Origin of the sequence: Streptomyces sp. NPDC058632, assembly GCF_042717095.1 — a bacterium.
Taxonomy (GTDB): Bacteria; Actinomycetota; Actinomycetes; order Streptomycetales; family Streptomycetaceae; genus Streptomyces.
In genome coordinates this window covers 55,316-80,041 of the sequence record NZ_JBHXQZ010000017.1, presented here as the reverse complement: position 1 = coordinate 80,041, position 24,726 = coordinate 55,316, and the positions used below count along the sequence as shown (strand labels likewise).

Annotated in this window: 21 protein-coding genes; 12 read left to right on the top strand and 9 right to left on the bottom strand. The window is 72.5% G+C overall.

Translation table 11 applies throughout. The features are described from left to right. Position 1 precedes the first annotated feature (1 nt). The 6 genes from ACFWVE_RS09665 (at position 2) to ACFWVE_RS09640 (ending at position 4,726) form a co-directional block, all read left to right on the top strand. On the top strand, positions 2–970 hold the full coding sequence (locus ACFWVE_RS09665; protein ID WP_384010021.1) for an ABC transporter permease: 969 nt from the start codon (positions 2–4) through the stop codon (positions 968–970). Then, positions 970–1,902 carry an ABC transporter permease gene (locus ACFWVE_RS09660; protein ID WP_384009963.1) on the top strand — a complete coding sequence of 311 codons (933 nt, stop codon included), beginning with the start codon at positions 970–972 and terminating at the stop codon, positions 1,900–1,902. The genes ACFWVE_RS09665 and ACFWVE_RS09660 overlap by 1 nt, the downstream gene beginning before the upstream one ends. Continuing rightward, positions 1,899–2,882, top strand: coding sequence for an ABC transporter ATP-binding protein (locus tag ACFWVE_RS09655; RefSeq protein WP_384009960.1), 984 nt, complete (start codon positions 1,899–1,901; stop codon positions 2,880–2,882). The genes ACFWVE_RS09660 and ACFWVE_RS09655 overlap by 4 nt, the downstream gene beginning before the upstream one ends. Continuing rightward, positions 2,875–3,561 carry an ABC transporter ATP-binding protein gene (locus tag ACFWVE_RS09650; RefSeq protein WP_384009958.1) on the top strand — a complete coding sequence of 229 codons (687 nt, stop codon included), beginning with the start codon at positions 2,875–2,877 and terminating at the stop codon, positions 3,559–3,561. The genes ACFWVE_RS09655 and ACFWVE_RS09650 overlap by 8 nt, the downstream gene beginning before the upstream one ends. Positions 3,562–3,692: 131 nt before the next feature. After that, entirely contained in the window at positions 3,693–4,529 is an 837-nt protein-coding gene (locus tag ACFWVE_RS09645) for a helix-turn-helix domain-containing protein (RefSeq protein WP_384009955.1), read from the top strand. Further along, positions 4,517–4,726: a DUF397 domain-containing protein gene (locus ACFWVE_RS09640; RefSeq protein WP_384009953.1), complete on the top strand. Its 210-nt coding sequence runs from the start codon at positions 4,517–4,519 to the stop codon at positions 4,724–4,726. The genes ACFWVE_RS09645 and ACFWVE_RS09640 overlap by 13 nt, the downstream gene beginning before the upstream one ends. Before the next feature lie 711 nt (positions 4,727–5,437). Here ACFWVE_RS09640 and ACFWVE_RS09635 read toward each other — a convergent pair. From ACFWVE_RS09635 to ACFWVE_RS09625, 3 genes are all read right to left on the bottom strand, one after another. Next, a complete protein-coding gene (locus ACFWVE_RS09635) occupies positions 5,438–8,143 on the bottom strand; it encodes a SpoIIE family protein phosphatase (protein ID WP_384010018.1) in 2,706 nt (901 codons plus the stop codon). Between the two features lie 437 nt (positions 8,144–8,580). Beyond that, a complete protein-coding gene (locus ACFWVE_RS09630) occupies positions 8,581–9,342 on the bottom strand; it encodes an IclR family transcriptional regulator (RefSeq protein WP_384009950.1) in 762 nt (253 codons plus the stop codon). Between the two features lie 217 nt (positions 9,343–9,559). Then, positions 9,560–10,444 carry a LysR family transcriptional regulator gene (locus ACFWVE_RS09625; RefSeq protein ID WP_384009947.1) on the bottom strand — a complete coding sequence of 295 codons (885 nt, stop codon included), beginning with the start codon at positions 10,442–10,444 and terminating at the stop codon, positions 9,560–9,562. 84 nt (positions 10,445–10,528) lie between these two features. Between ACFWVE_RS09625 and ACFWVE_RS09620 the strand changes: the two genes are divergently transcribed. The 3 genes from ACFWVE_RS09620 to ACFWVE_RS09610 are packed head-to-tail and all read left to right on the top strand — an operon-like array spanning position 10,529 to position 13,085. Continuing rightward, positions 10,529–11,734 (top strand): thiolase family protein, encoded by a 1,206-nt coding sequence (locus tag ACFWVE_RS09620; protein ID WP_384009946.1) that lies wholly within the window; start codon positions 10,529–10,531, stop codon positions 11,732–11,734. Continuing rightward, positions 11,731–12,402 (top strand): 3-oxoacid CoA-transferase subunit A, encoded by a 672-nt coding sequence (locus ACFWVE_RS09615; RefSeq protein WP_384009942.1) that lies wholly within the window; start codon positions 11,731–11,733, stop codon positions 12,400–12,402. The genes ACFWVE_RS09620 and ACFWVE_RS09615 overlap by 4 nt, the downstream gene beginning before the upstream one ends. After that, positions 12,399–13,085, top strand: a complete 687-nt coding sequence (locus tag ACFWVE_RS09610) for a 3-oxoacid CoA-transferase subunit B (protein ID WP_384009940.1) — start codon at positions 12,399–12,401, stop codon at positions 13,083–13,085. Before ACFWVE_RS09615 ends, ACFWVE_RS09610 begins: the two co-directional genes overlap by 4 nt. Positions 13,086–13,164: 79 nt before the next feature. Here the strand turns inward: ACFWVE_RS09610 and ACFWVE_RS09605 are convergent, their stop codons facing one another. After that, positions 13,165–14,133, bottom strand: a complete 969-nt coding sequence (locus ACFWVE_RS09605) for an alpha/beta fold hydrolase (RefSeq protein ID WP_384009937.1) — start codon at positions 14,131–14,133, stop codon at positions 13,165–13,167. A gap of 192 nt (positions 14,134–14,325) precedes the next feature. On the opposite strand from ACFWVE_RS09605, the gene ACFWVE_RS09600 reads away from it, so the two are divergent. After that, on the top strand, positions 14,326–14,760 hold the full coding sequence (locus ACFWVE_RS09600) for a LysR substrate-binding domain-containing protein (protein ID WP_384009936.1): 435 nt from the start codon (positions 14,326–14,328) through the stop codon (positions 14,758–14,760). Here ACFWVE_RS09600 and ACFWVE_RS09595 read toward each other — a convergent pair. Continuing rightward, positions 14,681–16,405 carry an MFS transporter gene (locus ACFWVE_RS09595; RefSeq protein ID WP_384009934.1) on the bottom strand — a complete coding sequence of 575 codons (1,725 nt, stop codon included), beginning with the start codon at positions 16,403–16,405 and terminating at the stop codon, positions 14,681–14,683. The two genes, ACFWVE_RS09600 and ACFWVE_RS09595, sit on opposite strands and share 80 nt — an antisense overlap. Positions 16,406–16,503: 98 nt before the next feature. Between ACFWVE_RS09595 and ACFWVE_RS09590 the strand changes: the two genes are divergently transcribed. After that, the gene (locus ACFWVE_RS09590) at positions 16,504–19,392 is read left to right on the top strand and encodes a BTAD domain-containing putative transcriptional regulator (RefSeq protein ID WP_384009932.1); all 2,889 of its coding nucleotides are present in this window, start codon (positions 16,504–16,506) and stop codon (positions 19,390–19,392) included. A gap of 250 nt (positions 19,393–19,642) precedes the next feature. Here ACFWVE_RS09590 and ACFWVE_RS09585 read toward each other — a convergent pair whose 3' ends face one another. The 4 genes from ACFWVE_RS09585 to ACFWVE_RS09570 form a co-directional block, all read right to left on the bottom strand. Next, positions 19,643–19,975, bottom strand: a complete 333-nt coding sequence (locus ACFWVE_RS09585) for a hypothetical protein (RefSeq protein WP_384009930.1) — start codon at positions 19,973–19,975, stop codon at positions 19,643–19,645. A 605-nt stretch (positions 19,976–20,580) separates the two neighbouring features. Next, the gene (locus tag ACFWVE_RS09580) at positions 20,581–20,859 is read right to left on the bottom strand and encodes a GlsB/YeaQ/YmgE family stress response membrane protein (protein ID WP_384009928.1); all 279 of its coding nucleotides are present in this window, start codon (positions 20,857–20,859) and stop codon (positions 20,581–20,583) included. A gap of 533 nt (positions 20,860–21,392) precedes the next feature. Then, on the bottom strand, positions 21,393–21,689 hold the full coding sequence (locus tag ACFWVE_RS09575; RefSeq protein ID WP_384009926.1) for a hypothetical protein: 297 nt from the start codon (positions 21,687–21,689) through the stop codon (positions 21,393–21,395). A 45-nt stretch (positions 21,690–21,734) separates the two neighbouring features. After that, positions 21,735–21,902 (bottom strand): hypothetical protein, encoded by a 168-nt coding sequence (locus tag ACFWVE_RS09570; RefSeq protein ID WP_384009923.1) that lies wholly within the window; start codon positions 21,900–21,902, stop codon positions 21,735–21,737. An 801-nt stretch (positions 21,903–22,703) separates the two neighbouring features. On the opposite strand from ACFWVE_RS09570, the gene ACFWVE_RS09565 reads away from it, so the two are divergent. Then, a complete protein-coding gene (locus ACFWVE_RS09565) occupies positions 22,704–24,359 on the top strand; it encodes a class I SAM-dependent DNA methyltransferase (RefSeq protein ID WP_384009921.1) in 1,656 nt (551 codons plus the stop codon). Positions 24,360–24,726: the final 367 nt, after the last annotated feature.

Here is a 24,726-nt window from a genome sequence, read left to right as displayed (position 1 = left end):
CATGGCCCGCCTCGTGGCACGGCGGGCCCTGCTCGCCGTGCCCGTCCTGCTCGTCGTCACCTTCGGCGTCTTCGCCATCGCCGCCGCCTCCCCCTTCGACCCCGTCAAGGCCTACGCCGGCACCGCCGCCCTCGGCGCCGACCAGGAAACCCTGGACCGGCTCCGCGAGAACCTCGGCGTGGACCGCCCCTTCGCCGTCCAGTGGTGGGAATGGCTGACCTCCGCCGTCACCGGCGACCTCGGCCAGTCCAGCGTGCTGCGCCAGCCGGTCGCCGAGGCCATCGGCGAGCGGATCGTGTGGTCCACCCTGCTGTGCGCCGTCGCGTTCACCGTCGCCATCCTGCTCGGCACCCTGCTCGGCGTCCTCGCCGCCCGCCGCCCCGGCTCACCCCTCGACCGTACGGTCACCTCCCTCGCGTACTCCCTGGAGGCCGCGCCGGTCTTCTGGATCGCCCTGCTCGCCGTCTGGCTGTTCGCCCTCCACCTCGGCGTCCTCCCGGCCGGCGGCCTCACCGACACCGACAGCGAACACGTCACCGCGGGACAGGTCGCACACCACCTGGTCCTCCCCGCCGGCGTCCTCGCCGTCTCCCAGCTCCCCTGGTTCACCCTGTACGTACGCCAGGGCGTCGGCGACGCCCTCGCGGAGGACCCCGTACGCGGCGCCCGCGCCCGCGGCCTCGACGAACGCACCGTCCTGCTCGGCCACGCCCTGCGCTCCGGACTCCTGCCCGTCCTCACCCTGATCGGCTCCCGCGTACCCGAACTCATCACCGGCGCCCTGCTGGTGGAGACCGTCTTCAGCTGGCCCGGCATCGCCGCCGCCACCGTCGAGGCGGCCACCGCCGTCGACTTCCCGCTCCTGGCCGCGCTGACGACCCTCGCCACCGCCGCCGTCCTCGCCGGAAACCTCCTGGCGGACCTCCTGTACGGACTGACCGACCCGAGGGTGAAGCTCGGTGAGATGTGATGGCGATGACTGAATCCACAGCCGGAACGACGGCCCGCACCAAGGCCGGCACGACACCCGGCCCGGCAACGGAACCGGCGTGGCGCCCACGCGGCACCGCACGCCGCTCCACCCACACCCTGCGCCTGCGCGTCTCCGCCACCCTGGTCGGCCTCACCGCCCTCGCGGTCCTGCTCGTCCCACCGCTGGTCCAGCTCGACCAGCAGGCCGTCGACCTCGCCTCGAAGCTCCTCCCACCGAGCTGGGCCCACCCCTTCGGCACCGACGACGTGGGCCGCGACCTGCTGCTGCGCTGCGTCTACGGCCTGCGGGTCTCCCTGCTCGTCGGAGTCGTGGCCGCCCTCACCGCCACCGTGATCGGCACCGCCGTCGGAGCCGCCGCCGGAGCACTCGGCGGCTGGGTCGACCGCCTCGTCATGCGCCTGGTCGACACCATCTCCTCCGTCCCGCACCTGCTGCTCGGCATCTTCATCGTCGCCATGTTCCGGCCGGGCGTGTGGCCGGTGGTGGTGTCGGTCGCCGCCACCCACTGGCTGTCCACCGCCCGCATCGTCCGCGCCGAGGTCCTCTCCCTGCGCTCCCGCCCGTACATCGACGCGGCCGTCTCCGGCGGCGCCTCCCGCCGACGGGTCGTCCTGCGCCACCTGCTGCCCGGGGTACTGCCACAGGCGGGACTCGCCGCCGTCCTGATGATCCCGCACGCCATGTGGCACGAATCGGCGCTGTCCTTCCTCGGCCTCGGCCTGCCCACCCACACCGCCAGCCTCGGCACCCTCATCCAGGGCGCCCGCGGCACCCTGCTCGCCGGCCAGTGGTGGCCCACCCTCTTCCCCGGCCTGTTCCTGATCATCCCCACCCTCGCCATCGCCGGACTCGCCGGAGTGTGGCGGGAACGGATCAACCCCCGCCGCCGATCGGAGCTCATGCTGTGACCGAGCGACCTCCCGTCCTCTCCGTACGCGGACTGTCGGTGCGCTTCCTGGTGCCCGGCCCGGGCCCCGTCGCCGCCGTCACCGACGCCCACTTCGACGTCGTACCCGGCGAATGCCTCGCCCTGATCGGCGAGAGCGGCTGCGGCAAGTCCGTCCTCGCCTCCGCCCTCCTCGGCCTGCTCCCCGCCAACGCGCAGACCGCCGGCAGCGCCCTCCTCGGCGACCTCGACCTGCTCGCCGCCGACGAACGCACCCTCGCCCGCACCGTGCGCGGCCGGCGCATCGGCCTCATCCCGCAGAGCCCGGCCGCCCACCTCACCCCGGTCCGCACCATCCGCGCACAGATGGAGGAGACGGTCGCCGCACTCACCGGCGTACGCGGCCGCGCGGCCCTGCGCGCAGCCGGGGAAAAGGCCGCCGCCCGCGCGGCCTTCCCCGCCGACCACCTCGACCGCCACCCGCACGAACTCTCCGGCGGCCTCGCCCAGCGCGCCGCCACCGCCCTCGCCCTCGTCGGCGACGCACCCCTCCTCCTCGCCGACGAACCCACCACCGGCCTCGACCGCGACCTCGTCGACCACACCGTCGACGAACTCCGCGGCCACGTCGACGCCGCCGGCGACCGAGCCCTCCTGATCATCACCCACGACCTCGCCGCCGCCGAACGCATCGCCGACCGCGTCGCCGTCATGTACGCGGGCCGCATCGTCGAACTCACCGACGCGAAAACCTTCTTCGGCACCCCCGGCCCCCGCCACCCCTACAGCCGAGGCCTCCTGAACGCCCTCCCCGACCGGGACTTCACCCCCATCCCCGGCATGCCCCCCGAACTCGGCGCCCTCCCCGAAGGCTGCGCCTTCGCCCCCCGCTGCGACCGGGCCACCCCCACCTGCGCCACCCTCCCGCCCCTGACCACCACCACCGCCTGCCACCACCCCGTCGTCGAGGCCAGCCCCGCTCCGGAGACCGCCCGTGCTTGAACTGCGCGCCATCACCGCCGGCTACGACCGACGCTCGGCCCCCGTCGTACGTGACGCCTCACTGGCCGTCGCCCCCGGCGAGGCCGTCGGCCTGCTCGGCCCCAGCGGCTGCGGCAAGTCGACCCTGGCCCGGGTCGCCGCCCTCCTGCACCGCCCCGACGCGGGCACCCTCCTCCTGGACGGCACCCCGGTACGCCACTGGCGCCACCGGGCCCCGCGAGACCTGCGCACCGCCTTCGGCGTGGTCTTCCAGCAACCCCGCCTCTCCGCCGACCCCCGCCTGAGCCTCGCCGACCTGATCGCCGAACCCCTGCGCGCCACCGGCCGCCGCGACACCGTCCCCCAACGCGTCCCGGAACTGGCCGCCTCCGTCGGCCTCACCCCCGACCTCCTCACCCGCCGCCCCCACGAGGTCAGCGACGGCCAGCTCCAACGCGCCTGCCTGGCCCGCGCGCTGGTGCTCCGCCCCCGCTGGCTGATCTGCGACGAGATGACCGCGATGCTCGACGCGTCGACGACGGCGGCGCTGGTGGCGGTGGTCGAGGCCTACCGCACCGAAACCGGCGCCGGCCTCCTGGCCGTGGGCCACGACCACGTCCTCCTCGACCACTGGTGCGACCGCACGGTCCACTGGGACACGGTGGTGACCCCGGAGAAGGCGACGGCGGGCACGCGGTAGGGGAATACGACCGGGTGAATCGGCGTGAAACGACGGTATTCCCCCAACACCACGCATTAGGTTGCGTACTCGGCGCGTCACGAGAGCGAGGACGGACGCGCCTTCCGCACCGTCCGTGGAGGTGAACGCCCTTGTCGCAGCGCCGCGTCGTCACGAGCCGCAGCCAGGAGCCGCGTCAGCGGTTCGCCGAGGAACTACGACGGCTGCGGGCCCAGAAGGGCGTCAGCCTGCGGCAGCTCGGAGAGCGGCTGGGCTGGGACTGGTCGCTCTTCGGCAAGATGGAGAAGGGCGACACCCTGGGCAGCCCCGAGGTCGCCCAGGCCCTCGACCAGTACTACGGGGCCCCGGGGATGCTGCTGGCCCTGTGGGAGCTGGCCGCCGGGGACCACACGCAGTTCCGCGAGCAGTACCGGCGGTACATGGCGCTGGAGGCGCAGGCGGTGAGCCTGTGGCACTTCGCGGTGAGCGTGGTGCCGGGGCTGCTGCAGACGGAGGGGTACGCGCGGGAGGTGCTGGCGGCGGGCGGGATCAAAGGGGCGGAACTGGAGCGGCAGGTGAAGGCCCGGGTCGGGCGCCGGGAGCTTCTGGAAGACGCGGACGGCCCGCCGTTCCGAACGATCCTCGCTGAAGCAGTCCTGCGTACACCGTTGAAGAACGAGGGGGAGTGGCGTGGGCAGTTGGAGTACCTGGGTGAGATGGCCGAGCGGGAAAACGTAACGGTGCAGGTCCTCCCGCAGAGGGCCGGAGTGCACGGCCTGGTCGCCACGGACGTCTGGTACTTGCGGCTCAAGGACGGCCGCCCGGTGGCGTACACGGAGAATGCCCACACAGGCGAGCTCATCGAGGAAAGCACACGGGTCGAACGCCTGCAACGTGCTTACGATGTAGTGCGGGACAAGGCCATGCCCCCTGCCGAGTCGCAAATGTTCATCCTGCGCCTGATGGAGGAAACGCTGTGCGATCCATAGCCCCGGGTACCGTGAAGTGGCGCAAGAGCAGCTACAGCAACCCGGACGGCGGTGCCTGTATCGAGGTCTCCGACGACTTCCCAGCCGTCGTTCCCATCCGGGACAGCAAGTCTCCGCACGGCCCGGTCCTGGTGTTCCCGGCTGGTGGCTGGGCGTCCTTCGTGTCTGCCGTGAAGGACGGCGCGCTGGACACCTGACCCGCACCACGAAAGACAACTACGGTCCTGTGCGCACCAATTGGTGAGCACGGGGCCGTCCGTCGGTCGGCGAGGCTGTGCGGAAATGCCCACGGTGTCGGAGGTGAGGACGCGTGAGGATCCCGCAGACTTCGCCACTGTCGAATTCACCCTGCGGGTGCGGGGAGCAGTCGGGAGTCGTCATGAACTGAAATCGTAGAACTGCCTGGTGGCGCGAGGCCGTCCGGACCGGCGGGCCCAAGCTGGCGTCCGTCCGGATACGCGAGGAGCCCAACCTCGACCTCCCTGGCGTCGACGGCGGCACCCCAACGTCCCGAACATCGACGGCTACTCGCTCTTCGCCCTGCTGTCTGTCGATACGCCAACGCTCTGCACACCTACCTCGCCGACCGCATCGGCTCACTCGACGGCGTCGACCGCACGGAAACGGTGCTGATCACCTCCTGCACCAAACGAGCCGCCCCGGCGTCGAGCGAGTGACCTGACGGAGAGGAACAGGGTGGTGGGGGCGTCCGCCGCCGAGGCGGTGCATACCGTCCTCGGGCTACGCCGGAGCCGGCGAGCGGCTCAGCCGCCGTGGTTTCGGTACCGGGATGCGGTGGTCGGGCGCGACCGCGGCGCCCGGACCGTCGTCGGGGGACCGGCGCAGCAGTGCCCGGCCGGGCAACTGATGAACGGAATGAATGCCGCGAGCGGGTCCGCGCGGGCGGGTCAGAGGGTGACGTCGGTCCACAGGTCGAGCACGTCGTCGCCGCTCATGGCGCCGCCGGCCCCGCCCCGCGTTCCGTTCAGTGGCTGCTCGGTCCAGATGACCTTGCCGTTCGGCGTGTACCTGGTGCCCCAGCGTTCGGCGTAGCGGGCGACGAGGAACAGACCGCGGCCGCCCTCGTCCGTGGTCGCCGCCTGGCGCAGATGGGGTGAGGTGCTGCTGCCGTCGGAGACCTCGCAGATCAGGCGGCGGTCCCGGAGCAGGCGGACGTGGATGGGGACGGTGCCGTGCCGGATGGCGTTGGTGACCAGTTCGCTGAGGATGAGCCCGGTGGTGAAGCCCGCGTGCGTCAGGTCCCAGTCCGCCAGCTGCCGGGTGACGTCGGCGCGGACCCGGGAGACGGCCGCCGCCTCGCGGGGCACGTCCCAGCCGGCGACCTGCCCGGGGTCGAGCACACGGGTGCGGGCGACCAGCAGGGCGATGTCGTCGCTCGCGCGGTCGGGCAGCAGGGCGTCGAACACGGCCTCGCAGGTCTGTTCGGGGGACCGGCCGGGGTGGGACAGCGTGTCCCGCAGGATCTCGAGCCCGACGTCGATGTCCCGGGTGCGGTCCTCGACGAGCCCGTCCGTGTAGAGCACGAGCCGGCTTCCCGCGGGCACCTGGAACTCGATGCTCTCGAAGGGCAGGCCGCCCAGGCCCAGGGGCGGGCCGGCGGGCAGTTCGGGGAACTCCACGCTTCCGTCCGGCCGGACGAGGGCGGGCGGCAGGTGGCCGGCGCGGGCCGCGCTGCACCTGCCGGAGGCCGGGTCGTAGACCACGTACAGGCAGGTGGCCCCGATGGGCCCCTCGTCGTCGCCCTGGGCGGCCCGCTCCCGGGCGAGCCGGGCCACCAGGTCGTCCAGGCGGGCCAGCAGTTCGTCGGGGGCGAGGTCCAGGGTGGCGAAGTTGTGCACCGCGGTGCGCAGCCGCCCCATGGTGGCCGCCGCGTGCAGACCGTGCCCCACCACGTCCCCGACCACCAGCGCGACCCGGGCCCCGGACAGCTCGATGACGTCGAACCAGTCCCCACCCACCCCGGACTGGGCCGGCAGATAGCGGTGGGCCACCTCCAGCGCGCTCAGGTCCGGCAGGTCACGGGGCAGCAGACTGCGCTGCAGGGTGACCGCCAGGGTGTGCTCGCGGGTGTAGCGGCGGGCGTTGTCGAGTGCCACCGCGGCACGGGCGGCCAGTTCCTCGGCGAAGGGCGCCTCCTCCGGGTCGAACGGCTCCGTACCCCGCGAGCGCCAGAAGGTCACCACGCCCAGTACCGTGCCGCGCGCCAGGAGCGGCACCGCGATCAGGGAATGGACGCCGTGGTCCAGAACGTGGCCGGCGCGTTCCGGGTCCAGCACCCGCCACCCCTGGGCGGCGCGCAGATCCGCCTCCAGTACCGCCTGCCTGGTCTCCACGCAGAGCGCCTGGGGCGTGTGGGCCGTGAGGGGGATCGGGCGGCCCACCGGTGTCAGCCGGCCGGCGTCGTCGCCGGCCGCCGCCGTACGGCGCAGCCCGGTGACCGCCGCGTCCGGCTCCTGGCCGCGCAGCACCCCCTCGGCCAGATCGACGGTGGCGATGTCGGCGAAGCGCGGAACCGCCACCTGCGCCAGTTCCTGGGCGGTGCGCTCCACATCGAGGGCGGAGCCGATCCGTGTCCCCGCGTCGTAGAGGAGCGTCAGCCGCTCGCGCGCCACGTCGGCCCGCCCCGAGAGGGTGCGCAGCTCCGTGGTGTCCCTGAGGGTCACCACGCTTCCGGTGTGCCTGCCGTGAGGGTCGGTGGGCCGCTTGTTCACCGCCAGCAGCCGGTCCGCCGTGAGGCGCACCTCGTCGGTGGCCGCCCGGTCCGACGTCAGCAGGTCGGTGATGTCCGGGTCCAGGCCGAGGTCGCAGACGAGCCGCCGTTCCACGTCCGGCGGCAGCTCCAGCAGCCGCCGCGCCTCGTCGTTGGCCAGCACCAGCCGCCCGTCCCCGCCGACGATCAGCACCCCTTCCCGCACCGCGTGCAGCACCGCGTCGTGGTGGTCGTACATCCGTGTCATCTCCACCGGACCGAGACCGCGGGTCTGGCGCAGCAGCCGCCGGCTCACCAGGGCGGTGCCGCCCGCACACAGGGCCAGCGCTCCGCCCGCGGCCCCCAGGAGCACCGGCAGCTGCTCGGCCGCCATGCCGGCCACCTTGTCGACCGTGATCCCGACCCCCACCGAGCCGACCGTCGTCCCGTCGGGCTCGGTGACGGGGACGTACGCGACCACCGAGCGGCCCCTGGAGGTGTCGACCTGCTGGGTCCGGGGGGAGGCCGGCGACACGAACGGGCCTTCGCCGGTCTTCCCGATCCTGGAGGGGTCCGGGTGTGTCAGGCGGACCCCGTCCGGCGAGTACACGATGATGAGGTCCACATCGGTCGCCCGCCTGATCCTCTCGGCGACCGGCTGCAGTACCGCGGAGGGGTCGGGGCCGGTCATCGCCGTCACCGTCTGCGGGGATCGGGCGAACGTCGTGGCGATGGCCAGGGACCGGGACTCGGCCTCGTGGGTGCTGTCACGCCGGGCCTGGAGCACGAGAGCGACCAGCGCGGTGGTGACGATCAGGGCCACGAGGAGGATCTGCAGTACGAACACCTGGCCGGCCACGCTGCGCACCCGGAGCAGGGACCGCAGCCGCCCTGGGGACCGCACCGGCCAGGAACCGTCGCCGCGCCGGTCCTGCTGCCTGTCCTCCCGCCGGTCCTGCTGTCCGCCCTTCCGCCGGTCCCGCTTCCGGGCCCGGAGTCGGGCGGGTCCCGCGCGGGCGGCGAGGCCCCGGAAGGCGCGGGGCGACGTGGGGGGAGGGCGGCGGGAATGAGCGGTCACTGCTTCGTTCGCCTCCTCCGCGGTGTTGCCCGGGCCGTCCCGGGACGGTCATGTCCGCCGGACCAGCCGCCCGACGAGGGAGGGCCGGGAGCCCGGGAGCTTCGACCCGGACGTTCTTCGTATTCTTCACGAACGGGTCAACGGTACTCGCTCCGGGCTGCTTGGGTCCGGCCGGGTGGGGCCGCCCGGTGCCGCCGGGCCGGGCAGCGCGACCACGGCCGGTGCCGTGGCCGCCGGGGGCAGCGACCCGGGGGAATCCCGGCTCAGTGGCCGACCGGCCCCAGGAGGCTGCGTCCGATCCCCCGGGCCGCCACCTGGAGGGCGCTGACCAGCCGTGGCCGGTCGCGTCTGAGGCTGGGTGCGACGAGGCCGAGCGCCGCGACCACGTCCCCGCCGGACCGGATCGGCACGGCCACGGAACTAGCGCCCAGGCTCATCTCGTCCACCGTCGTGGCGTAATCGTCCTCGCGCACCTTGTCGAGCTGGCGCCGCAGCAGGCCCGGCCGGCTCACCGTGTACGGGGTGATCCGCGGGAGGGCGGCGAGCACCTCGGCCCGGACGTCGTCCGGGGCGTGCGCGAGCAGCACCTTGCCGACGCCCGTCGCGTGCAGCGGCAGACGTGCGCCGATCGAGCTGACCACCGGCACCGAGGCGTGTCCGGAGAGCCTGTCGAGGTACAGCGCCTGCCGGCCGTCGCGTACCGCCAGGTGCACGGTGGCGAGGGTCGCGCCGTAGAGGTCGTGGAGGTACGGGGAGGCGATCTGCCGCAGCCCGGTGTGCACGGGCGCGAGCAGGCCGATGTCCCACAGCCGGCGCCCGACGACGTACTCGCCGGAGTCGGTGCGGCTCAGCGCGCCCCATGCGACGAGCTCGCCGACCAGCCGGTGCGCGGTCGCGACCGGGAGACCGGCCCGGGCCGCGAGGTCGGTGAGGCCGAGCTGACGATGCCGTACGTCGAAGGCGCCCAGGACCGCCAGCGCGCGGCTGGTCACCGAGCGCCCGGGTGTCGCGGCGTTGCCTGCCATGGACGGCATCATTCCGCTGAGTGGAAACGGGGGCAAGGGGCGCGCGGTCGAACCGGCGGAACCCGGCGGTGACGGTCCCGGCCACGGTCACGGCCACGCCGCGACCGGCCCCGGTCGCGACGGCGCCGGCCACGCCGGTCTCGGCCAAGGTCGCGGCCACGCCGGTCCCGGCCCCAGTCACGGCCACGAGGCCCCGTACCTTCCGGGCGCGTGCGCCTCAGCCGCGGGCGCAGTCCTCGATCACCGAGGCGACCTGCTCGGCCGCGGCCGGGACGCGGTGCGCGCGCCGGGCCAGTACCAGTTCGACGGACTCGTCGCCGGTGAGCGGTACGTAGGTCGCGCCGTCCAGGCTCAGGCTCTGCACCGACTGCGGTACGAGGGCCACGCCGTGCCCTGCCGCGACGAGGACGACCAGGGTGGCGGTCTCGCCGACCTCGGTGAGCGGGGCGGGCCGGAAACCGGCCCGCCGGCAGGCGGACAGGACCCGGTCGTACATCGAGGACCGGGACTGGGAGGGGTGAATGACGAACGGCTCGTCGGCCAGGGCCTTCAGCGGGATGCTCCGACGTCCCGCCAGCCGGTGGTGGGACGGCAGCACGGCCACCAGCGGCTCGGACCGCAACGGCGTGGTGCGGATGTTCTCCTCCGACACCGCGCCCCGCAGGACGGCGAGGTCGAACGTGCCGGAGAGCAGGCCCTCGACGAGCAGCGGGGTCAGCAGCTCACCCCGCAGGTCCAGGGTGATGCCCGGCAGCTTCGCCCGTACGGTGCGGGCGACCTTCGGCAGGACGTCGTAGGTGGCCGTGCCGATGAAGCCGACCGAGACCCGGCCCGCGTGACCGGTGGCGAGCTCCCGCAGATGGATCCGCGCGCGTTCCTCCTCCGTGACGAGGGCGCGTGCGTAGTCGGTGAGGTGACGGCCGGCCTCGGTCAGCTCGACGTGTCGGGTGGACCGGTGGAACAGCGGGAGGCCCAGCTCCCGCTCCAACTGCTTGATCTGCTGGGACAGGGCCGGCTGCGCCACGTGCAGCCGGGCGGCCGCGCGCCCGAAATGGCACTCCTCGGCCAGAGCGAGGAAGGAGCGGAGCTGACGGAGTTCCATACGCCCCATTTTATAAGGCGGCCTTATGAATCGATGCGGACCAGGTCTTGGACATGATGAAGCGGGCGCTCGTACCGTGGGGACGTGAGCGACAGTTACCTTTACGCAGCGGCAAGAACGCCCTTCGGCAAGTTCTCGGGGGCCCTCGCCGACGTCCGGCCCGACGACCTCGCCGCGGTGGCTGTCACCGGGGCCCTGGCCAAGACCCCCGCGCTCGACCCGGCGGAGATCGACGACGTCGTCTGGGGCAACGCCAACGGCGCGGGCGAGGACAACCGCAACGTCGGCAGGATGGCCGTACTCCTCGCGGGACTGCCCACCTCGGTCCCCGCCACGACCGTCAACCGGCTGTGCGGCTCCTCCCTGGACGCCGCCGTCATCGCCTCCCGCGCCATCGAGACCGGCGACGTGGACATCGTGCTCACCGGCGGCGTCGAGTCGATGACCAGGGCGCCCTGGGTCCTGCCCAAGCCCTCGCGCGCGTTCCCCGCCGGGGACGTGACGGCCGTGTCCACCACGCTCGGGTGGCGGCTGGTCAACCAGCGCATGCCGAAGGAGTGGACCGTCTCCCTGGGCGAGGCGAACGAGCAGCTCGCCGACCGCTTCTCCCTCGCCCGGGACCGGCAGGACGAGTTCGCCGCCCGCTCCCACAACCTCGCCGACGACGCCTGGAACGCGGGCTTCTACGACGACCTGGTGGTGCCCGTCGTCACGGACGCCAAGGGCACGACCGTCACGCGGGACGAGGGGATCCGCCCCGGTTCGACCGCCGGGAAGCTGGCCGGACTCAAGCCGGTCTTCCGCCCCGACGGCGTCATCACGGCCGGCAACGCCTCCCCGCTGAGCGACGGCGCCTCGGCGGTCCTGCTCGGCTCGGGCGACGCCGCCGCGCGCATCGGCACCGACCCCGTCGCCCGCGTCGCCGGCCGCGGCGTGTCCGCGCTGGACCCGCAGATGTTCGGATACGCCCCCGTGGAGGCGGCGAACCGGGCGCTGAAGGGCGCCGGGATCACCTGGTCCGACGTCGCCGCCGTCGAGCTCAACGAGGCCTTCGCCGTCCAGTCGCTGGCCTGCGTCGACGCCTGGGACATCGACCCGGAGATCGTCAACACCAAGGGCGGCGCGATCGCGCTCGGCCACCCCCTGGGCGCCTCCGGAGGCAGGATCCTGGGCACCCTCGCCCACCGGCTCCAGGAGTCGGGACAGCGGTGGGGCGTCGCCGCCATCTGCATCGGAGTCGGCCAGGCGCTCGCCGTGGTCCTGGAGAACGTCTCGGGAGGAAGCCGATGACCACCCTGCTGTGCGACCACGCCGACGAGGCGGTGGCCGGGACCGAGGACGGCTCGACCGTGCTCGTCGGGGGGTTCGGCATGGCGGGCATGCCGGTCGACCTGATCGACGCCCTCATACGCCAGGGCGCCAAGGACCTCACCGTCGTCTCCAACAACGCCGGCAACGGCGACACCGGACTCGCCGCGCTGCTCGCCAAGGGGCGGGTCCGCAAGGTGATCTGCTCCTTCCCGCGCCAGGCGGACTCGTGGGTGTTCGACGACCTCTACCGGACGGGCAGGATCGAACTCGAGGTCGTCCCCCAGGGCAACCTCGCGGAGCGGATGAGGGCGGCCGGGGCCGGCATCGGCGCCTTCTTCTGCCCCACCGGTGTGGGCACCCTCCTCACGGAGGGCAGGGAGACCCGCGAGATCGACGGCCGCACCTACGTACTGGAGTACCCGATCAAGGGTGACGTCGCGCTGATCGGCGCCCACCGCGCCGACCGCATGGGCAACCTCGTCTACCGCAGGACCGCCCGCAACTTCGGCCCGGTCATGGCCACCGCCGCGACCACGGTGATCGCACAGGTCCGCGAGATCGTCGGGACCGGCGACCTCGATCCCGAAACCGTCGTGACCCCCGGCATCTACGTCGACCGCGTGGTGAAGGAGACCGACCCCGCATGACCACGACCCGAGTGACGAACGACCAGGGTGCGACGAGCGACCAGGGCCCGCTGAGCAAGCACGACATGGCCGCCCTCGTGGCGCGCGACATCCCCCGGGGCGCCTTCGTCAACCTGGGCATCGGGCAGCCGACCCTCGTCGCCGACCACCTGCCCGCCGACTCCGGCGTGGTCCTGCACACCGAGAACGGCATGCTCAACATGGGGCCCGCGGCGAAGGAGGGCGAGGCCGACCCCGACCTGACGAACGCGGGCAAGGTCCCGGTGACCGAACTGCCCGGAGCCTCCTACTTCCACCACGCCGACTCGTTCGCGATGATGCGCGGCGGCCACCTGGACATCTGCGTCATGGGCGCGTTCCAGGTCTCGGCCACCGGCGACCTGGCCAACTGGCACACGGGAGCACCCGACGCCGTCCCCGCCGTCGGCGGAGCCATGGACCTCGCGATCGGCGCCAAGAAGGTGTTCGTCATGATGACGCTCTTCACGAAGACCGGCGCCCCCAAGCTGGTGCCCGACTGCACCTACCCGCTCACCGGGCTGCGCTGCGTCGACCGCGTCTACACGGACCTCGCGGTCTTCGACATCACCCCCCAAGGGCTCAGGGTCGCCCAGACCTTCGGCACCACGGTGGACGAGCTCGCCGGCCGCCTCGACGTACCGCTGCTCGCCCCGGAGGCGTAGGACACGGGCTGACGGCCTGCCCGCGGACCGCGGGCAGGCGCCTCAGTACGTTCCGGGCAGTACGTTCCCGGCGGCCGTCTCAGGCGCGTCGGGACCGGACGACCAGGGCCGTGCCCCCGGCCACCGCGAGGACCGCCGCGCCGCCGAGCGCCGCGGCCTGCTCGCCCGCACCCGTCGCGGCGAGGCTGGGGCGCGAGCCGTGCGCGGCCCGCAGAACCAGGTCGGTGACGTCGCCCGGGTTGGTCTCCAGTACGGCGTGCGGGGCGTCGACCTCGACGGTGGTCGAGCCCGCCCGCTCGGCCATGAAACGCAGGTTCTCGGTACCGATCGTGCGGTCGTCGGTGGCCACGAGGGACCAGGAGGGAATCGTCTTCCACGCGGCCCCCTTGCTCGGCTGGCCGCTCGTGGCCGCGTTCGCGGGCCGCTGCGAGGCGGCCAGGGCGTTCGCCCGGGCGGCGTCGAGCCGGTCGCTCAGGAAGACGTCGCTGAAGGTTTCCGGCTTGATGTACAGGTCGACGTCGTCGGGGCCGCCGCCGAGCTGCACCGCGTCCAGCGCGGTGGGAAGGGGTGCCTCGGGGTCGTCCGTCAGGTGGCTGCCGGGGTGCCGGGCGATCAGCTCCAGCACCGTCTCGCCCTGGTCCGGGGCGAACCCCGCGATGTAGACGAGGGACGTGACGTTCGGGTTGCCGGCCGCCGCGTTGGTGATCACCGCACCGCCGTAGGAGTGACCGACGAGAACGACGGGGCCCTTGATCGACTTCAGTCGGTCGGCGAGGTAGGCGGCGTCGCCGGAGAGGCTGCGCAGCGGGTTCGAGGCGGCGACCACCGGAAAGCCCTGGGCCTGGAGGCTCCGCATGACCTCGTTCCAGCCCGAGGCGTCCGCCCAGGCGCCGTGCACCAGCACGATGGTCGGCCTGGCGCCCTCACGGGGCTCACCGCCGCCGGCGCTCTCGGAGGCCACGGACGGGCCGGCGGCCATCAGCGCGGCGGCGGGAAGGAGGACGGCCAGGGGGAGTGCCCGCCGGGCGGCGTGCCGTATGTGCTTCATGACCACTCTTTCTCCGAGGGGAATGTCCGAGGGGAATGTCCGAGGGGAATGTCCGGGGGAGTGACTGCATGACGACACTGCGTTCCGCCGACCGGTGCGGCACCACGGAATGGTCCGGCCGAGTGAAGATCACGCCGACGGGCGCAGCCGCTCAGGGGCCCCGGCCCGGTACCGAAGGAGCCGGACCGCGGTGTGGGCCGAGTCTCCAGCCGAGCCGGTGCGGTTCACTCGGACCCGCACCGGGTGCGCGCCCTGCGCGTGGGATACGCCTGGTCGGTCGCCGGTGCGTACACCAGCGGGATACTGCGCCGGTGGCATGAGGCCAACCCGGATGTGCCGGTGCGTCTGAAGCGGGTCGACGACCCCGCGGGCGGGCTCACCAGCGGCCTGTCGGACGTGGCCATCATGCGCACCCACGCTGGGCGCCGGAGTCTCCGTGAGGAACTCCTCGTGATGGCGCCCCGGGTCGCCGCGGTCCCGGCGGGCAGCCCGCTCACCGCGATGGGTGAGGTCCGGTTGCCGGATCTCACCGAGTATCCGCTGGTGATCAACTCGTTTTCCGGGACCACCAACCTCGATCTGTGGCGGGAGGGCAAGCAGCCCGTGGTGGCGGAGGCCGATGAGTAGCCGAGGGCCCGGGGCCCGAGACTCCACCTGCCCCGGCGTCACCGCCTGTCGCCGGCCAGGGGTGCGGGTCCGGCGGCGGTCGGACTTCCGACCTGGCAGGTTCCGCCGGGAGGGCCTCGTCGGCCTCCGGCTCGTCGGCGCCGATGGTGCCGACGTGCCGCAGCACGACGGCGGACAGGAACGAGAGGACCAGGGTGCACACCGCGGCGACGAGCATCGCGGTGTTCATCCCGGAGGTGGCCGCCTCCTTGGCGTGGTCGAGCCAGCCGGCGGGCAGCTGGTGTGCCGACGAGACCGCGCCTGCGAGGCTGTCGCCCGCCGCGTCGGCCACCTTGGACGGTGTACCTGCGGGGATCTCGTCGTCGATGCGGTTGCGGTAGACCGCGGTGGCCAGGCTGCCCAGGATCGCCACGCCCAGGGCGAGGCCCAGTTCCTGGACGGTCTCCGACATCGCCGAGGCCGAGCCGGCCTTCTCCGGCGGCGCGGCTCCGACCACCAGGCCCGTGCCCAGGGCCGCGATCGCCCCGAGTCCGAGGTAGACGAGGCCGAAACCGATCACCATCAGCGCGATGCCGCCCGAGGCGTCCACCTGGGTGAGCAGCACATACCCGACCATGGACAGTGCCAGGGTGGCGGCCACCACGATTCCCGGCGGCACGCGGCGCGCGACCAGTGGCGCCCCGATCGCGGCCAGGAACATCAGCAGCGCGGGCGGCCCCATCCACAGGCCCGCTTCGATGGGAGGCAGGTCCTCCACGAACTGGAGCTGCTGGGTGATCAGCAGCATCGAGCCGCCGACGCCGACAAGGCCGACGAGCAGGACGCTCAGTGCGGCGCTGAACGTGCGGTCGGTGAAGAGGCGCACGTCCAGCAGCGGGCTCGCCAGCTTGCCCTGGCGCCGGACGAACAGCACGGCGAAAACCAGGCCGATCACCGCGGCGGCGATCGTGGGGGCGTCGGGGCCGTCCTTGGCGAACCGCTTCACCGCGTAGATCACCGGCAGGATCGCGGTCAGCGACAGCACGACGCTGAGCGGGTCGAACCGGCCGCTCTGTGGCGCCCGGTACTCGGGGATCAGCACTGGTGCGGCTACCAGCAGCACGATCGCGACCGGGACCGCGAGGAGGAACGCCGAGCCCCACCAGAAGTGGTTCAGCATCGCGCCGCCGACCACCGGCCCGAGCGCCATGCCGAGCGCGAAGCTCGTCGCCCAGACGCCGATGGCCAATGAGCGCTGGCGCTGATCGGTGAACATGTTGCTGATCAGGGCCAGAGTGGACGGCATCAGCGTGGCGCCGGCGATCCCCAGGGCCGCACGCGCGGCGATGAGCATTTCGGCGCTGTTGGAGTAGGCGGCCAGCACGGAGACCGCTCCGAAGGCCGCGGCCCCGGTCATCAGCAGCCTGCGGCGGCCGATCCGGTCGCCCAGCGTGCCCATGGTGATCAGGGAGCCGGCGATCATGAAGCCGTAGGCGTCCATGATCCACAGCTCTTCGGTGCCGCGCGGGTGCAGATCTTCAGCCAGCGAGGGGAGGGCGAGGTACAGCACGGTGACGTCGAGGCCCAGCAGCACGGTGGGCAACGAGAGGACGGCCAGTCCTCCCCACTCCCGGGCACCGGCCCTGCGTACGGTCGTTGTGCTCATGGCACTCCCATGCGTTTCGAGTTCCGAGAACGTGCCTCGCCACGGTGCCGACCCTCACGCACGATTTCCTGAGGGTCACTCGGCGATACACTGCGGCCATGCGTTACGGGGTGCTCGGCCCGCTGGCCGTCTGGGACGCCGAGGGGCGGCCGGTCAGGGTCCCCGAGGCGAAGGTGCGGGCCCTGCTGGCGAATCTGCTGGTCCACGGCGGCGGACCGGTTGCGGCGGACCGTCTGATCGAGGACCTGTGGGCGAGCAACCCACCGGGCGGGTCGGTCAACACGCTGCAAACCAAGGTCTCCCAGCTGCGCCGCGTGCTGGGCCGGGAGCAGGTGGTCCGCGAGCCCGCCGGCTATCGGCTGCTGCTCGCGGACGATGTGGTCGACGCCCTGAAATTCCAGGAACTGGCCGAGCGTGCCCGCGCCCACGAGGAGCCGGCGGTGAAGGGGAGCCTGTTCGCCGACGCGCTCGCGTTATGGCGCGGCCCGGCCTACGCCGATGTAGCCGAGTTCCTGTTCGCCCACAGTGAGATCGCCCGGCTGGAAGAGCTGCGCCTCAACGTCGTCGAGGAGCAGGCCGAAGTGCGGCTGACGCTGGGCGAGCACACGGCGCTGGCGGCGGAGCTGGGGGACCTGGTGACACGGCACCCGCTGCGCGAGCGGCTGCGCATGGCCCATATGCGCGCCCTGTACCGGGCCGGACGGCAGGGCGATGCGCTGCAGAGCTTCCAGGAGCTGCGGCGTCAGCTGGCGGAGGAGCTGGGGGTGTCACCCGGGCCGGGAGTCTCCGCGCTGCACGAGGCGATCCTGCGCCAGGAGCCGCAGCTGGCCACGCCCGCGGTCGAGTCGCTGTCGTGCCGCACCAACCTGCCCACCCCGCTGACACCGCTGATCGGTCGGCGCACGGCGGTCGACCAGGTACGGGCACGGCTGAGCCCGGGCTCGAGCACCCGTCTCGTCACGCTCACCGGTCTCGGCGGCGTGGGCAAGACAAGACTGGCGATCGCCGCGGCGCGGGAGGTGGCCGAACGTTTCGCCGACGGCGTGTGGTTGGTCGAGCTGGCCGGTCTGGGTGGCGCGTCGTCCCCGGACGACATCGCTGAGCGGGTCATCACGACGCTGGGCCTGTGCGACACCGCGGCGACGGAGCCCGATCTGGATGACCTGGTGGGCTGGCTGTGCCGGGCGGTGGCCGACAAGCACCTGCTGATCCTGCTGGACAACTGTGAGCATCTCGTCGAGCCGGTCGCCGTGCTCGCAGGAGCCGTGCTGTCGGCGGTGCCCGCAGGGCACCTGCTGCTCACCAGCCAGGAAGCCCTCGACATCCCCGGCGAGGTGGTGCATCCGGTGCCGCCGCTGGCGTTGCCGGAACGCGCCGATCCGCAGGCGGTCGCCCGGTCCAGCGCGGTCGAGCTGTTCGTGGAACGGGCTGCGGCAGCGGCGCCCGGGTTCGTCCTCGGCGCGGACAACGCGGCGGACGTCTCCGCCATCTGCCGTCGCCTCGACGGTATTCCGCTCGCGCTGGAACTCGTGGCGTCCCGCCTTCGGACGCTGAGCCCGAGGGAGCTCGCCGCCTGCCTGGACGACCGGTTCACCCCGCCCGATGTCCGGGGGCGCGGGCTCCCGGCCCGGCAGCGGACGCTGCGGGGCATGCTCGACTGGAGCTGGCAGCTGCTGACCGCGGACGAGCGGGCCGTGCTGCGGCGCCTGGCCGTGCACGCGGACGGCTGCACCCTGCCGTCCGCCGAGGCGGTCTGCGCCGACGGTGGCCTGGGCGCCGAGCGAGTACCCGATCTGCTGTCCCGACTGGTGGACCGTTCTCTGGTGGTCCGTGAGGGCAACCGGTTCCGGCTGCTCGAATCAGTGGCCGCCTACTGCGCCGAACGACTGGCGGAGGCGGGTGAGGAGATGGCCGTACATGCACGGTTCGTACGCCGCTGTACGGAGTTGGCCGAGCGGGAGAGCGAGCAGTTGCGTGGCCCGGACCAGTTGTGCTGCCTGGAGCGCCTGAACGCGGAGACCGTCAACCTGCGCCGTGCGCTCGATCTCGCGGTCACCCGGAACGCCGCCGGATACGCGGTACGGCTCGTGAACGCCCTGTCGTGGTACTGGTTCCTGTGCGGCCGGCTCACCGAGGCCCGCAGGTCGCTCCAGACGGCGCTGGCCGCCGACGGCGAGGCCGCCCCGGCCGCGCTCCTGACGGCGCGGGCCTGGCTGACCGGCATCGAACTGCGCACCTCACCGGCCGGTGCGTCACCGCTCCCGACGGGTGAGGATCCCACGACCGGCGTCAAGGATCCAGTGCTGCGGGCCCGGTTGCAGTGGTTCATCGGCACCGGTCTGACCGGCCACGGCCACCACCGCGAGGGGCGGCAGCTGGTCGAGGCGAGCCTGGCCGGTGCACGCGCCGCCCGGGACCTCTGGGGCGAAGCCGCGGCGCTGGTCGAACTCGCGGGCCACACCCCGGCCCAGGACGAATCCCACGCGGAACTGGGCGCCGCACTGTTCCACGAGGTCGGCGACCGCTGGGGCCAGCTCCGGGCCACCCGGTCCCTGGCACTCGCGGCCGAACGCGAGGGCGACCACGAGCGCACGGAGCGGCTGCACCGGGAAGGCCTCCTGATGGCCGAGGAACTCGGGCTGTGGACCGAGGTCGTCGAGGCACTGACCTGGCTCGGCAGGACCGCCCTGGCAGGCGGCCACACCGGGCGGGCGACGGAACTGTACGAGCGCGCCCTGTCCGTGTCGACCGAACGGGCCTACACCAGAGGCGAGATCCGCGCCGAGATCGGACTGGGGCATGCCGCGCGCCTGCGCGGCGACCGAGAAGCCTCCAAACACCATCTGAACCGGGCACTGGCCAAAAGCCATTCAACGGGCCACGCCGCCAATACCGCAGCCACCCTGACGGAACTGGACCCCGCCCCCCGGCATGACCAAACTCGTGCACTGCCCCCTTCACCAGAAGCGTTCACTCATCACAGGTGACTGTTGGCCGCTCACGGCCCGGTTCGCGAGCCAGAGAGCACCTTGCCGTCCTCTTCACCGCGAAATCCGACCCCGCCGCGCCGCGCGCCCCCGGGGAACGGGCCGGCGAGTCGCGGATTACCTGCTGTTCGACGGGGGCAGGCCGATCGGCGAGGGGTGGGCCGATACGCCACCTCGAAACCGGGCCGGCCCGGCCGGGACGACCGGGCGGACCACCGACCGCACGGGCCGGGGGCGGGTGAAGGCCTCGTTACAGGCCGCATAGCTGGGATCCTCGCCCCAGCGGGTGTGGCATGGCCGGCCGAGTACGGCGCTGTCCCTCGCCCTCGTGGAGACGGTTCGGGCCGACCAGTTGGACGGCCGGATCTCGGTCTGCGACGGCGCGCAGGTCGTCGGTGAAGCCGACGACGCCGAAGCAGAGCAAGCGGGTCTGCTCGCAGGCTCCGGTGTTGCGGGAGGCCGGCAGACTTCGGATGCGTCGGAGGCGTTCCGGGTGGGCGAGGCCCATCGTGGCGTTCCATTTGGCCTCGCCGACGGAGAGGGGCGCCTCGCGGCCGGCCGTCCCGTGCTCGGCCTCGCCCACGGCCGAGGCGGTCGAGCGGTTCGACGGCTGGTTGAAATCCTTCGCGGCACCGTGGCGCGCTGGCTGATCTGCCGTCCATGGCCTCACTCGCGCGGCACCGTCTGACCCCTGCCGAAACCGGCCCGGCGCTGCGCGCGCTGTGCGAGTGGACGCCGGCCGACGTCCCGGGCGGCGGCCTCCATCCCGGAGACGTGGGGTGGTATCTGAGGTTCGACGACGCCGCCGTTTTCCTGTGGACCGATGATGCGGCGCCGGTGACGGCCGGCTTCCTGGACGGCCCCGTGCTGCGCGTGACCGCCGCACCCGGCGCCGGTCCTGGGACGCTCGCGGCGCTCGCGGCCGGTGCCGAGGAGTTTGCTCGAGCCCGTAGCCCCAGCCGAGGGGCACAGGGCCCATCCTGCCCTCGGCACCGCCGTCCGCCCCGGCCGGGGCGGATCAACGTCAGCAGCCCTGACGAGGTGTAAAGAGATCGGCGAACAGCCGGACGCGGCTGCGCTCGGCCCTCGTCCGAAGCACGCCGTCCGTACACACCCTGACGGCTCCCGCTCCTGCGAACAGGGGAGGGAGCCGTCCAGGTGAGTTCGAAGGCGTATGCCTTCGACGGGTCATGCGTGACGGTGCGAGCGCCGGTTGCCGGTGATGAGGCGGTAGAGGGCGAGCAGGATGAGGGAGCCGACGATCGCGGCGATCCAGGTGGAGAGGTTGAAGAACCCGTCCATGGAATCGACGCCGAAGATGACCTTGCCGAGCCAGCCGCCGAGCAGACCGCCGGCGATGCCGATGAGCATGGTGATGATGATGCCGCCCGGGTCCTTGCCCGGCATCAGGGCCTTGGCGATGGCGCCGGCGAGCAGGCCGATGATGATCCACGCAATGATGCCCATGGGGTGTCTCCGCTTCGTCGTGTAAAGAATGTGTTAGCTCATCGTGTGCACCAATCTCGTCCGAACAAACGTCTCTTCCGCATCTCGATTCTGTCGGACCCTGACCCGAGAGGGCCGGTGTGACGTCGAAAGCCACGGCCGGGGCCGGGCTGCGGGCCGCGATGCGGACGCGCGGAAGGACGGTGGCGCGCGGCGCCGGTTCGTACGGTGCGCCGTTCGACAGCGGTCACAGGGCGGTGCGCCTGGGCGCGCCTGATGCCGAACTCCGCGTCGCAGTAGGACTCCCACGCGCCTCCCCCGAAGGGCGGGTGACCGAAGGTCAGGAAGCCCTGGTCGCGCGGTGTCCGTGCCGGCGCCGGCGTAGCCGGTCTCCGACCTCCCCCACCGTGACCAGCAGTACTGCGGAGACGGCGCAGCCCGGGAGGTCCGTGGGCTGGTTCGTGAGACGGCTCAGCAGCCGGAGTACGAGTGTGAGCGTGGCCCACCAGAGGCCGACCGATCCGATCTCGCACCGCCCCGGCACCGTGCCCTCGTCATGACGCGGCGCCTGCTGCGCGGTGCAAGGCGATGGCCGCGACCCCGCATCCGGTTGCGGTCACCACGCCCGCGGTGGCGGTAGCGGCCGAGGCGATCGCTGGTGAGGCGCCGGCCAGACGGGGGATCGCGTTGAGAGGCGCGGCGGCGTACAGCGCGAGGACGGCCCAGGCGCGTGGTGGTGCCGGGACGAGCCGGGTGCGCGGACGCTCCGGCACACGACCGGTGACCATGATCAACCCGGCCGGGAGCAGGGTGAGGGAGAAGAGGATCAGACCGCTCCAGTGCCAGGTCATGGGGCGGGAGCTCCTGTGGGTGAGGGGTCTCCTGCGGGTGAGGGATCAGGTGCGGCGGGTGGCGGCGATCACGACGAGTCCGGTGATGAGGGCGGCGAGGCCGATGACCAGGAAGGGGAGGCCGGGCCCGGGCAGGAGGTACATCGCTGCACCGGCCAGAGCCAAGAGGGCCCCGGCGGCGGCCAGGACGGTTCCGATGCGTCGTTCGAACATGTCGCTCCAGATGCTGTCCGATGGTGGTGCCGGGCGGGTGCGCGGTGAGCGTCCTGGCGGGCGGAGCCCATGCCGGCTCTGGTGGGGCCGACCGTGAAAGCCCGCTGCCGGTGGGTGTCGTCCGGCCGACGGAGCCCGCCGATCACTGTCCTGATCAGCAGGGCCCCTGAGCAGGGCGCGCTCATCCCTTGCCGATGTCCAGGCGTGCGCCGACTCACCGCCGTCACGACGAGGCCGGTCACCAGGAGCACGCTGCCGGTCGGAGTCCCCCACTGCCGGACGTCGAGGTCGGTGCTCATCAGCCCGAAGACCGCCCGACGGCAAAGAGCGACGGCCACCGCCAACCGCCCCCAGCCGTGGAGCCGCGGGCGGCGGATGGTTTTCCGGTTCGCGGGAAGCGCCCCTCCGCGGGTGGCGGCCGCCATACCCGAGGCGGCGATGAGCAACGCGGCAGAATCACAGGTACACCGAGGTGGGGCCTCATGCTCCTGTTCCCTCCCCGCGTACCGGACCCACGCCGGACACTCGCGTGATCATGGCACTTCCCGTGCCGCGCGTCCATGAGCTTCCCGCGGGGGTGAGCAGGCGGCCGAGGGCCGGCCCCGAAGGTGATGGTGTGCAGGTGCGGTCCCAAGGGGCGTTGGTACGGCGAACGGCAGAGCCGCGGAACCTGCAGGGTCAGGTGCGTCGCAATGGACTCGGGCGAACCTGGACACGTCAAGAGCGAAACGACTTATTGTTGCTGCTGTCAACAGGTATTCGGGCAGGGGGATGGGTTTTCGGTCCGTGTACGCTAGGGGCATGACGGACAATGCCGCCCCACCGGTAGGCCCGCTTGTTACCGGTTCTGAGATCGCCCGGTTGGCCGGAGTCACTCGGGCCGCTGTCTCGAACTGGCGTCGGCGCTACGACGACTTCCCCGCGGCGGCGGGAGGTGCTGCGAACAGTCCGCTCTACGCGCTCGCCGAGGTCCAGGAATGGCTGGACAAGCAGCGCAAGGGCCAAGAGGTGTCGCCCGAGGTCGAGCTGTGGCAGGCCATGAGAGCCGCGTACGGGGAACAGATGGTCGCGGGTCTGGCAGAGGTGGCCTCGGTGCTGGCCGGAGGAAGTGGGCAGGGGCTGCCGGATGACGTCGCCACCCGTGTGCAGGAGCTCGCCCGGACCGAAGCGCCCGTCGGCCTTGTGAAGGCACTGACGGAACGATTCATGGACTCCGCCCGGCGTGCGGGATCGGACCAGGTGACGTCCGGGCGCGTGGTGCGTGCCATGTGTCACTTCGCTCCCGAACTGCGGGCCGACGCCACGGTCTTCGATCCCGCCTGCGGTATCGGGGTGCTGCTCCTGTCCGTCGCCTCCGAAGCGGGAACGCGCTGCTGCGGCCAGGAGACGGATGCCGACAGTGCCCGCTTCGCGCAGCTCCGCGCCGACCTCCTGGGCCGATCGGGCGTGCGCATCGCGGCAGGTGACTCCCTGCGCGCGGACGAGTGGCCGGATCTCAAGGCGGACCTGGTGGTCTGCGACCCGCCGACCGGCGTGACCGAGTGGGGGCGAGAGGAACTGCTGCTCGACTCCCGCTGGGAACTCGGTACCCCGTCCAAGGCCGAAGGGGAGCTGGCGTGGCTCCAGCACGCCTATGCCCACACCGGGCCCGGCGGCCAGGTCCTCATGGTCATGCCTGCCTCGGTCGCCTACCGCAGGGCGGGCCGCCGCATCCGGGCAGAGCTCGTACGCCGGGGGATCGTCCGTCAAGTGATTGCCCTGCCGCCGGGCACAGCGACGTCTCACGCCCTGCCCGTTCACCTGTGGTGCCTGAGACGCCCCGAGAACGCGGGAGCCGCGGACACGAACCAGACCGTGCGCATGGTCGACCTCACCGGCAACAGCCCCGACGGGAGCCTGGAACCACGCCCCGACCAGGTCGCCGAGGTGCCGCTGATCGAACTCCTCGACGAGACCGTCGACCTGACCCCCGGCAACCATCTCCGGTCCCGGCACCGCGACTATCCCGGTGAATACGCCGCCCTGCGCAAGGAACTGGAGGACCAGGTCCGTCGACTCGCCGTACTCCTGCCCGAGCTCGCGCCGGGCGGCGAACCGGGCTCACTGGACGGTGCCACCACCAGCGTCGCGGATCTGGCCCGCGCCGGACTCGTCGCGTACGACGGTCCGGAGCCGGTCTCGGCCAGCGAGCAGCTCGACACGGACTATCTGCAGGGATTCCTGCGCAGTTCCGTCAACGCCCGCCGGTCCACAAGCGCCAGCGGTACCTACCGCCTTGACGGCAGGGGCTCCCGCATCCCCCGCATGGGCATCGACGAGCAGCGTCGGTACGGCACTGCCTTCCGGGCCCTGTCCGCGTTCGAGGAAGGCATGCGCAGGGTCGACGAGCTGAGCCGGCGGCTCGCCGAAGTCGCCCGTGACGGCCTCGCCGCGGGTGCTCTGGTACCGGAGGAGTGAGGGACGGCGCGGCCCGCCCCGGCGGGCGCCTCGCGCCGCCCCGCACGCGTTCGCACCGGCGAGCATCGGCCGGCCGGCCGGGCCGAAGCGTGCGCACACGCAGGTCCCGTGCGGTGCGAGGTCTTCGGCGAGCAGCGCCCGGCCCTGGCCCACCAGGGCCCCGGCAGGAGGCAGATGCGCGTCCGCGAGCGAGACGAACCCCTCCTCTTCCCCGGTGTTGTGCCCCCGCACGATTGGCGCTCCCGGACCCCCTACACAACAACAAGCGCCGTAAACCAGCGTGTTGGCGTTGTCAACGCACTAATGTGTCGGGGGGTGGTGGCGAGTGCCAGGCCGCGGAGGGCCTCGGCTTCGGCTTCGGCGCTGT

What these genes read in the sequence shown, in the direction of transcription:
- ACFWVE_RS09590 (WP_384009932.1), top strand. Translation starts at nt 16,504, where the DNA reads ATGCGTTACGGGGTGCTCGGCCCGCTGGCCGTCTGGGACGCCGAGGGG.
- ACFWVE_RS09570 (WP_384009923.1), bottom strand. Translation starts at nt 21,902, where the DNA reads ATGTTCGAACGACGCATCGGAACCGTCCTGGCCGCCGCCGGGGCCCTC.
- ACFWVE_RS09605 (WP_384009937.1), bottom strand. Translation starts at nt 14,133, where the DNA reads ATGAAGCACATACGGCACGCCGCCCGGCGGGCACTCCCCCTGGCCGTC.
- ACFWVE_RS09575 (WP_384009926.1), bottom strand. Translation starts at nt 21,689, where the DNA reads ATGACCTGGCACTGGAGCGGTCTGATCCTCTTCTCCCTCACCCTGCTC.
- ACFWVE_RS09660 (WP_384009963.1), top strand. Translation starts at nt 970, where the DNA reads ATGGCGATGACTGAATCCACAGCCGGAACGACGGCCCGCACCAAGGCC.
- ACFWVE_RS09595 (WP_384009934.1), bottom strand. Translation starts at nt 16,405, where the DNA reads ATGAGCACAACGACCGTACGCAGGGCCGGTGCCCGGGAGTGGGGAGGA.
- ACFWVE_RS09625 (WP_384009947.1), bottom strand. Translation starts at nt 10,444, where the DNA reads ATGGAACTCCGTCAGCTCCGCTCCTTCCTCGCTCTGGCCGAGGAGTGC.
- ACFWVE_RS09615 (WP_384009942.1), top strand. Translation starts at nt 11,731, where the DNA reads ATGACCACCCTGCTGTGCGACCACGCCGACGAGGCGGTGGCCGGGACC.
- ACFWVE_RS09580 (WP_384009928.1), bottom strand. Translation starts at nt 20,859, where the DNA reads ATGGGCATCATTGCGTGGATCATCATCGGCCTGCTCGCCGGCGCCATC.
- ACFWVE_RS09630 (WP_384009950.1), bottom strand. Translation starts at nt 9,342, where the DNA reads ATGGCAGGCAACGCCGCGACACCCGGGCGCTCGGTGACCAGCCGCGCG.
- ACFWVE_RS09610 (WP_384009940.1), top strand. Translation starts at nt 12,399, where the DNA reads ATGACCACGACCCGAGTGACGAACGACCAGGGTGCGACGAGCGACCAG.
- ACFWVE_RS09565 (WP_384009921.1), top strand. Translation starts at nt 22,704, where the DNA reads ATGACGGACAATGCCGCCCCACCGGTAGGCCCGCTTGTTACCGGTTCT.
- ACFWVE_RS09665 (WP_384010021.1), top strand. Translation starts at nt 2, where the DNA reads ATGGCCCGCCTCGTGGCACGGCGGGCCCTGCTCGCCGTGCCCGTCCTG.